Here is a 6,000-nt window from a genome sequence, read left to right on the forward strand (position 1 = left end):
GGGTTAGATATTAATAATCAAAAGGAAATTTAGCTTATAATATCAAATAAGATATTATGGGCATGTTAATAAATTATTTCATCAAACTTTTAAGTGTGGTCCTTCTGAGTATTCTTTCGATATTTCCCTGAAGCCCCACATAGAAAGCATGTACTTTACAGTTACCGTTACCTCTTTTTGAACAGCTTCTGCCGTCAGAGGTACACCTATTTATATTTATCGGACCTTCCACCAAAGTAATTATATCAAATACGGATATATCCTTTGGAGAAACTATTAATTTGTATCCTCCGTCAATACCCCTTATAGCCTCTACATACCCGCATTCTCTGAACTTTGCCATTAACTTGTACAAATAATTTTCAGGTATCTTCGTTTTGGAGCATATCTCTCTTCGGCTTACTTCCCTACCTTTTTCGGCAATATATATAAGAGATCTTATTGCATAATCCGTAGTTATATTTAACTGCATTTTCTCACCATATTTATATTTATCTTAATTTCAAACAAATCAATCAATTATTATAAATCATTTTATCTAGTTACTTAAAAATAACTATATTTAAAGTTCACATATCTAGTTGAGTATTGACTCAATTACAATCATATTATAATATAAATAATTAAAAAAGTATACAAATTTCGACAAATTATTTATTATATGTTATGAAAACACATAATAAAAAACAAAAAGGACCGCTTAGGCAGTCCTTTTTTCCTATTTAACTTTTACCTTATAAACTTTAGAAAAACTTCCTTTATATTTCCCGTTAATCGCTTTTACTTTATAGTAATAAGTCTTTCTTGATTTTAACTTCTTGTTTACATATTTTCTGGAAGAAGTGGTCTTTATCTTTTTAAAGCCTTTGTTTTTCTTTGTTGAACGATAAATATCATACTTCTTTGCTCCCGATGTCTTTGATATACTAATCGTCGCTTTTTTCTTTCCACTTGTAAGTTTTAATTTTGATACTTTCTTCGGTACCACTGTTACGGTAACTCTCGCATATTTCCCGCTTCCGTCTTTTGCCTTTGAGTATATATATGCTCTTCCAGGATATTTCGCTGTTATCTTTCCCTTTGAAGATACAACAGCTATCCTCTTGTTGGATGTTGTAAATTTCATTGATTTATAGCTTGCGTTTGAAGGTGATACACTGACTCTCAAAGTATATCCGCTGCCGACAGCCAATTTCAAAGAAGATTTGTTTAATTTTACTTTTGATACCTTGACCGAAACAAAAGGTATTTTATATTTTTTAGCAAAAGTTTGAGCATATGAGCCTTTTGAGCCATGTATAATAAATTTCCCGCAGTTAGAAAATGTATTTTTACTTATCGAAGTAACATTCTTTGGTATTACTGCTATTTTTAAATTCTTACACCCCATAAATGCTTTTGATTTAATGTTTTTAATACTTTTGGGTAATGAAATCTTTGTAAGTGAAGAACAATTTGCAAAGGCATAAGAGGGAATAGTCTTAAGTCCGGTGAGTACTGTCTTTTTTCCCTTTTTCACTGCCTTATTTTTAATATTAACGGACTTTAAATTATTACAGTATCGGAATGCTCCGTCCCCCAATGACTTTACATCCGGCGGAATTGTAACAGATGTTAATCCGCTGTTGTAAAATGACTTATACTCAACCGAAGTAACACTCTGCGGAATATCTATTTTCTTTAAAGATGGAGTATTCATAAAACAATTATAATCAATAAATTTTATATTTCCTTCAAATTTAACACTGCTTAATTTTTCGCATCCTACAAATGCACTCCCGGTATAACTGACAGATGGCGGAATAGATATTTTTTTTATAGATTTACAATTTATGAAAGCACCCCTAATATCATTAACGCTTTTTGGTATACTAATTTGAATTAAACTTTCGCAAAATTTAAATGTTTCATTCAATGCTTCAACCCCCTCGGGAAGTTCAACACTTTTTAACTTACTGCAATCATTAAAAGTTTTACTCAAGTTAACGCTTTTCATATTCTTGGGAAATTTAACATCTGTTAAATTATAGCAACTGTCAAATGCTCCACTCATTTCTCTTACGTTTTTTGGGATAATAACTTTTTTTAAAGATATACAATTTTTAAAAGCATAACTCATATTACTAATACTGTCAGGAAGATTAATGTCAGTTAAATTAGTGCAATTTTCAAATGCACCATCAATATACTCTATCTTTTCCGGCAATGTTACCGATTTTAAAGATGTACATCCTAAAAATGAACTATGTATTATTGTTAAAGATAATGGTAATTTAATATCCGTTAATTTTCTGCAATTTTCAAAAGCTCCTTCACCAATACCGATTATAGTTTCCGGCAGGACTACTTTTTTTAGTTTTTCACTTCCTTTAAAAGCATAATCATTAATTGATTTAACAGTTAAACCATTGATTGTTGAAGGAATTTCCAATTCTTCGGGAATCTCTCCCTGATATCCATCTATTTGTAACCGCTGATCAATACTGTCAAAATCTTCAGGCATTGAATAATAAAACCTATTATAAACACCTAAACTCTTATCCTTATTTATATTATTGGAATTTACCAAAATATTTTTTTTAGATATTATTTTATTTGATGCATAAACTGAAAACGGAGTTTGAATACTTAAAACCATAAACAAGCAAATTAAAAATGCCAAACATTTATTTTTCATTTTGTCCCCCTAAAATAATGTAATTTAATATTACTTTTATATAAAATATTATTTAATCCTCACTTTATATACTTTACTGAAACTTCCCTTATAACTTCCATATATAGCTCTTACTTTGTAATAATATGTTTTTTTTGATTTTAGATTTGTATTTATATATTTTCTGAAAGAAGTGGTCTTTATCTTTTTAAAGCCTTTGTTTTTCTTTGTTGAACGATAAATATCATATTTTTTTGCACCTTTAGTCTTCTTTATATTGATAGTTGCTCTTTTATACCCGGATGATATTTTGATTTTTTTGACTTTGGCAGGAACTACCTTTATTAAAACCTTAGCGTATTTCCCGCTTCCGTCTTTAGCTTTAGCAGTGATTTTAACCTTACCGACTTTCTTAGGCAAAACTTTTCCCTTAGAAGAGACTGTCGCAATTTTTTTATTTGAACTCATCCATTTTATAGCTTTATAACTGGCATTGGAAGGTGCAACTTTTGTTTTTAAAGCATATTTAGTTCCAACTCCCAAACTAAATGATTTTTTATTTAAAGCTACTTTTGTTATCTTGGTAGAAACAAAAGGAATTTTACGGGATTTAGCAAATTTTTCGGCATAAGAACCTTTAATCCCCTGTATAACCAAATCCTTACTACATTTATCAAATACGCTGCCAGATATCCATGTAACACTCTTTGGTATAACAGCAACTTCCAAGTTCTTGCATCCATAAAAAGCACGTGGATTTACAGATGTAACAGACTTAGGCAAAACTATTTTTTTAATAGATGAACATCCCTTTAACATTTCTTTAGAAATAACTTTTAATCCATATGTAACTGTCTTTGAGTTTTCAACAGCAGTTTTATTTTCTATGTTTACACTTTTAAGAGCCTTACAGTATTCAAATATATTTTCTCCTACATTTTCTACCGAATAAGGAATATTTATTTTTTCTAATTTAAAATTATAACTAAAAGCCTCATTGTCTATAGACACTACAGAATTTGGAATATTTATTTGCTTAAATTTACACGCACTCAATGCATTGGTTCCTATACTTTTTACAGAGTTTGGAATATTCAATGATGAAATCCCTGTACCGTACAAACATTCATAATCCAAACTTTTAATACCATTTTCTATTTTAACATTCTTTACATTACCGCAATATGCAATAGCACTTTCCCATTTAGTTACTGATTTTGGTATTGTTAAAGAAGATTTTAATTTTTTACAATTATAAAATACTTTTGAAATATCTTCTGCATTCTTAGAAATATTTGCAGATACTAAGTTACTGCATTTACCAAAAGCTCTATTCATATTAGTAACACTATTAGGTACTACAATCTTTTTAAGGCTCGCACAATCACGAAAAGCATATGAAATATCTACAGTACCATTTGGTATATTTGCTGTTTCCAATAGAGGGCACCAATCAAATGTACTGTCCATTTTTAAACCATTAGCGGTTTTAGGTAATATAGCCTTTTTAAGCGAAAAACAAGCATTAAAAGCAGATGAAATATCAACAACCCCATTTGGAACTACTACATTTTTCAAGGCAGTGCCTTTAAAAGCCGCAGGCATTTTAAGCCCTTTAGCATCTTTGGGCAGTGTTACACGGCTTAAGGATTTACAGTTGATAAAAGCACAATCCAAATCTTTTATGGAATCAGGTATTTTAACACTCTTAATTGAATTGCATCCATAAAAAGCATAATGAATTTCCTCAATACCTTCAGAAAAGTTTACATTTTTTAATTTTTTGCAAAGCTGAAAAGCATAAAAGTCAATTATCTTTACAGAACTTGGAATATTAACGGTTATTAATGATTGATTATTATAAAATGCTGACTGTCCGATTTTTGTTACTTTTTTACCTTCTATTAAATTCGGTACAGTAACAGTAGCAGATGAACCTTTATATTTCGTTATTGTTATATTTCCTACATTATCCGGATCCGATTCGGAATAAGTAAAATTACCGTAAGAACCGGTAGGCGAAATTCCTTTAACATTAACTTTATTTTCTTTTTTTACGCTAAAATCATTCTTAGCAACATCCTCTTTTTCCGCCCCTAAGACAGAAAAAGGCATCATTATACTTATTAGCATAAAGATACCCAAAATAAACGCAACAAATCTTTTTTTCATTTTTTTCTCTCCCTCAATTATATATATAAATTATACTACTTTACCCGATACAAAGCAAACGTTTAAATAATTCTTAATAATTTTTTAACAAAAAACATCTCTACTAAAGAGATGTTTAATAAGCGCTTGTATACTAAATTCATTTTATTCTTAATGAAATAAATTAAACACTGACCGATAATACTTCGTAATGCTTCTTAATCATCTTTTTTAATGACCATAATCACAAACACACCCATAAAGATAATACAAATGATAAAGCATATAACATCATATCACTACTATATATCACTACTATCGTAGGCATCCGGTATAGCAGGGGTAATTATTTTTACCGCTATCTTTATTTTCAGGGGGAATATTAATGTCTATAATATTGTTATCTTTATTATCATCATTCTTATCTTTATAGTTACGTTTATAACCACCATTTGATTTTGGTATAGCTTCGGTTTTTGCCTTTGAACATGCACTGCAGGTATAAATCATAATACCATTTTTATCTTCAGTGGACTTGATTTTTACGATACCTTTATTCCACTTATGGTTCTCTGTATCCTTTTCACTGCAGCCTTCGCACTCCGCACTGCGTGTAGGCATCGTCACTTCTAAAATTACCATATTCATTAGTATGTTTTAATGTAAGCCCTCTAACGAGATTTCGTCTTTATCTACAACATCAGTGAGAGGAGTCGACGGATCGATGTAATAAGTCATTATTTTATAATTCAAGCTAAAATATATCTCAAAACTTTTTACATTTCCTAAGGCTTTGTTATCTATACCCACTGCAAAACACCTAGCTATATCGAATCTATTTTTATTACGTCAGATATATATCCCAAACAGCATTCTCGGAGAAAAGGCTAGACCCGTAAGTAAAAGGATATTTCTGCCCTATATTTACGGTACTGTTTTTTATGCTTGTTTTTTTATTGCAACAAGACACCCTGTATCTACTGATGAATTATTTTAAATATATATCTATATATTTAAAATCAATACTTACCATATACTCTTAAATAACAAGAAAAACAGCCCCCTTAGCCGAGCTGTTTTTCTTTACTTTAATCTCAGTAATATAATATTACCGACTACCCTTATTAAATAAACTACAATTTCGCCCTAAAGGGCGACCATCTTTTTTCCGAAGCCAAAAAAGATGGAAAAAA

General features: G+C 30.0%; 4 protein-coding genes. All 4 read right to left on the reverse strand.

What is annotated here, in order from left to right; genetic code table 11:
- Window positions 1-73: 73 nt before the first annotated feature.
- Window positions 74-472: an Rrf2 family transcriptional regulator gene (locus tag Q0516_RS07915; protein ID WP_294468525.1), complete on the reverse strand. Its 399-nt coding sequence runs from the start codon at window positions 470-472 to the stop codon at window positions 74-76.
- Window positions 473-718: 246 nt separating this feature from the next.
- A complete protein-coding gene (locus tag Q0516_RS07920) occupies window positions 719-2,677 on the reverse strand; it encodes a leucine-rich repeat protein (RefSeq protein ID WP_294468528.1) in 1,959 nt (652 codons plus the stop codon).
- Between the two features lie 48 nt (window positions 2,678-2,725).
- A complete protein-coding gene (locus tag Q0516_RS07925; RefSeq protein ID WP_294468530.1) occupies window positions 2,726-4,828 on the reverse strand; it encodes a leucine-rich repeat protein in 2,103 nt (700 codons plus the stop codon).
- A gap of 294 nt (window positions 4,829-5,122) precedes the next feature.
- Window positions 5,123-5,455: a hypothetical protein gene (locus Q0516_RS07930; RefSeq protein WP_294468532.1), complete on the reverse strand. Its 333-nt coding sequence runs from the start codon at window positions 5,453-5,455 to the stop codon at window positions 5,123-5,125.
- Window positions 5,456-6,000 lie beyond the last annotated feature (545 nt).

The organism is uncultured Anaerofustis sp. (genome assembly GCF_938029165.1).
Lineage (GTDB): Bacteria > Bacillota > Clostridia > Eubacteriales > Anaerofustaceae > Anaerofustis.

Coding starts and splice junctions, on each gene's coding strand:
- Q0516_RS07920 (WP_294468528.1), bottom strand. CDS start 2,677: ATGAAAAATAAATGTTTGGCATTTTTAATTTGCTTGTTTATGGTTTTA.
- Q0516_RS07915 (WP_294468525.1), bottom strand. CDS start 472: ATGCAGTTAAATATAACTACGGATTATGCAATAAGATCTCTTATATAT.
- Q0516_RS07925 (WP_294468530.1), bottom strand. CDS start 4,828: ATGAAAAAAAGATTTGTTGCGTTTATTTTGGGTATCTTTATGCTAATA.
- Q0516_RS07930 (WP_294468532.1), bottom strand. CDS start 5,455: ATGAATATGGTAATTTTAGAAGTGACGATGCCTACACGCAGTGCGGAG.